This window comes from Pseudofrankia saprophytica, assembly GCF_000235425.2.
Classification (GTDB): domain Bacteria; phylum Actinomycetota; class Actinomycetes; order Frankiales; family Frankiaceae; genus Pseudofrankia; species Pseudofrankia saprophytica.
Genome location: NZ_KI912266.1, coordinates 4,411,251 through 4,414,066, shown reverse-complemented (window position 1 = coordinate 4,414,066; position 2,816 = coordinate 4,411,251). Strand labels below are relative to the sequence as shown.

2 protein-coding genes and 1 pseudogene are annotated in these 2,816 nt (G+C 75.1%); all 3 read right to left on the bottom strand.

Annotated features, from left to right (window positions below; all coding sequences use genetic code 11):
* On the bottom strand, positions 1–284 hold a 284-nt coding region (locus FRCN3DRAFT_RS56290), incomplete at its 3' end, for a hypothetical protein (protein WP_007520748.1).
* 514 nt (positions 285–798) lie between these two features.
* A complete protein-coding gene (locus FRCN3DRAFT_RS0218420) occupies positions 799–2,133 on the bottom strand; it encodes an adenosylmethionine--8-amino-7-oxononanoate transaminase (RefSeq protein WP_051466954.1) in 1,335 nt (444 codons plus the stop codon).
* Positions 2,134–2,218: 85 nt separating this feature from the next.
* Positions 2,219–2,816: pseudogene (locus FRCN3DRAFT_RS45120) on the bottom strand (MFS transporter); the annotation flags it as partial.

Here is a 2,816-nt window from a genome sequence, read left to right as displayed (position 1 = left end):
CAGCCGCCGTCCGCCAGGACGTCGAGGACCGGGACGGGCGGGCGTGCCCGCCGCGGCGGGCGCGGGGGGCCCGCCGGTCGTGTCATCATGGCGTTGTCCGGACCGATGGCCGTGTCGAGCCGTAAGGGCGCGGGCTCACTCGTCCGCCGCCACGAGTCCGGCCAGCACGCGCGCAGCGCGGCGCCCACCCGGTCGCGGCGTCGGCCCGGGACGACGTTCTCCACGGCGCTGCCCCGTCCGCGGCGCTCGCCGTGGGACGCGGCGGCTTCGGTCGCTGTGGCCATGGGGCATCGGCCTTCCTCGTCCAAGGTCCAGGCGGGAATCGCCGGTCTAGGGCCCCCCTGGGGTATAGCTACTCCCTGTGCTCTGCTGAGAACAAAGAGTACGAAGGTCGGGCGGGCATCGGCAACTACTTCGCCGATGTCGGTCATCTGTCGCCTTAGGTAACCACCGTCTCCGATCTATATACACACAGCAACATAGTGACCACCTCGCCTCGGCGCTGACCTGCGCGAACGCCCACTCCCCACCCCGTACCCCCCGGCTCCCGCGGCACCGACCCGGCCCGCGGGAGCACTGTGGCCTCCCCCCCAGAAGGTCACGGCACGTCCACACCGCGCCCCACCGGCCGGCCGCGGGACCGCGCGCCATGGCACCTCCGGGCGGATCGGCCCAGCTAGCCCCCGCTGGCTCGGCGCCAGCCCGGGCTACCCGGCGCGTACCGGGATCACGCGGTCGGGCTCCCGTGGCGGGTTCCGGCGACGTCGTCGGCCGACCGACGGTGGTGGTGGCCGGTGGTCATCCCGAGGTACGGGCGACGGCCTCGACCATGGCGGACGTCACCGTGGCGACATCCGCGGTCGAGGTGATGAAGGGCGGCATGGTGTAGACGAGGCGGCCGAAGGGGCGGATCCAGACGCCCAGATCGACCAGCAGGGGCTGGATGACGGCCATGTCGACCGGCTCGCGGGTCTCGATGACACCGACGGCGCCCAGGGTGCGGACCTCCGCCACGCCTGGCAGGTCGGCGGCCGGCGCGAGGCCGGCGGCGAGCTCGGCCTCGATGCGCCGCACGGTCTCGCGCCACGGGGACGACAGCAGCAGGCCGAGGTTGGCGTTCGCGACCGCCGCGGCCAGCGGGTTCGCCATGAACGTCGGGCCGTGCATGAACGCGCCCGCCGGCGGCGCGCACACCCCGTCGGCGACCTCCTCGGTGCACAGCGTCGCCGCCATCGTCAGGTAGCCACCGGTCAGCGCCTTGCCGACGCACATGATGTCCGGGCTGATCCCGGCATGGTCGCAGCCGAACAGCTCTCCCGTCCGGCCGAACCCGGTGGCGATCTCGTCGGCGACGAGCAGCACGCCGTGCTCGTCGCACAGCTCGCGGACCCGGGCGAGCCAGCCGGGGGCGTAGGCACGCATCGCGCCCGTGCCCTGCAGCACCGGCTCGAGGATCACGGCGGCGACCTCGTGGGCGTGGGCCGCGAGCAGGGCCGCGAACGGCTCGGCGTCGGCGTCCTCGAACGGCTCGGCGAACCCGCGCGCCGGCGGCGGGGCGAACAGGTGCCGCGGGAGCAGCCCGGCGAACAGGTGGTGCATGCCGGTGTCCGGGTCACAGACGGCCATCGCGCCGGAGGTGTCGCCGTGGTAGCCGCGCCGGATCGTCAGCAGCCTGGTCCGCTCCGGCCGGCCCCGCCCGGCCTGGTACTGCAGCGCCATCTTGATGGCGACCTCGACGGAGACGGACCCCGAGTCGCACAGGAACACCCGGCGCAACGGCTTCGGGGTGATCGCCACCAGGGTCTCGGCGAGGGCCACCGCCGGCTCGTGGGTGAGCCCGCCGAACATGACGTGCGCCATCGTGTCGATCTGGGCGTGCGCCGCGGCGTCGAGGACAGGGTGACGGTAGCCGTGGATCGCCGCCCACCACGACGACATCCCGTCGACGAGCTCACGCCCGTCGGTGAGCGTGAGCCGCACGCCCGCGGCGGACGCGACCGGGAACAGCGGCCCGCGGGCATCCGGCCCGACCGCGGCGTACGGGTGCCACACCACGGCCCGGTCCCGCTCGACCAGCCGCCGCGCCGCGCCGGCCCCGGCGCCGCCGCTGGTCGTTCCGTCCCGGCCGCCCATCAACGGCTCGCTCAGCAGGTCCACATCCCCACTCTGCCCGACCTGCCCCGGCCTGGCGCCCGCCGTCCGCCCCGTGCGCGCCGCGTCACGCCCCCGCGCCGCGCGGTGCCCGCCGCAGCAGGACGAGGACGGTGAGAGCCAGCAGGCCCACGACGGCGACGAAGATCAGTCCCGCGGTCCGCAGCGTGGTCAGCGTCGCGAGCACGCCGATACCGACGACCGGCACCGACAGAGCGATGTAGGCGACGACGAAGAACGCCGACGAGGTCTGCGCCCTGGCCGCCGGGGCGGCGGCGGCCAGCAGCGCGCCGAGGCCGGCGGCGAAGCTCAACCCCTGCCCGACGCCCGCGGTCACCCCGCCGACGACCAGCAGCGCGAGCGAGCCGAACACCAGCGCCAGCGCGACCAACCCCACCCCGACGACCAGCACGACGCAGCCGAGCGGCAGGCCCAGGACTGGCCCGGTCCGGCGGGCGACGAGCTGGCCGGCCGCCGACGCCCCGAACACCGCGCCGACCACCAGCCCGGTGACCAGCGGGTTGTGCACGCCCAGCTCCTCGCCGAGGAACGCCGGGCAGACGGCGGTGAACATGCCGAGCACCGCGAACCCGGCGAACCCGGCCAGCGCGGCCCGCACGAACACCGGCCGCGCCGCCGCCGCGACCCGCGGCCGGGCCACCAGC

Coding starts and splice junctions, on each gene's coding strand:
- FRCN3DRAFT_RS0218420 (WP_051466954.1), bottom strand. CDS start 2,133: ATGGGCGGCCGGGACGGAACGACCAGCGGCGGCGCCGGGGCCGGCGCG.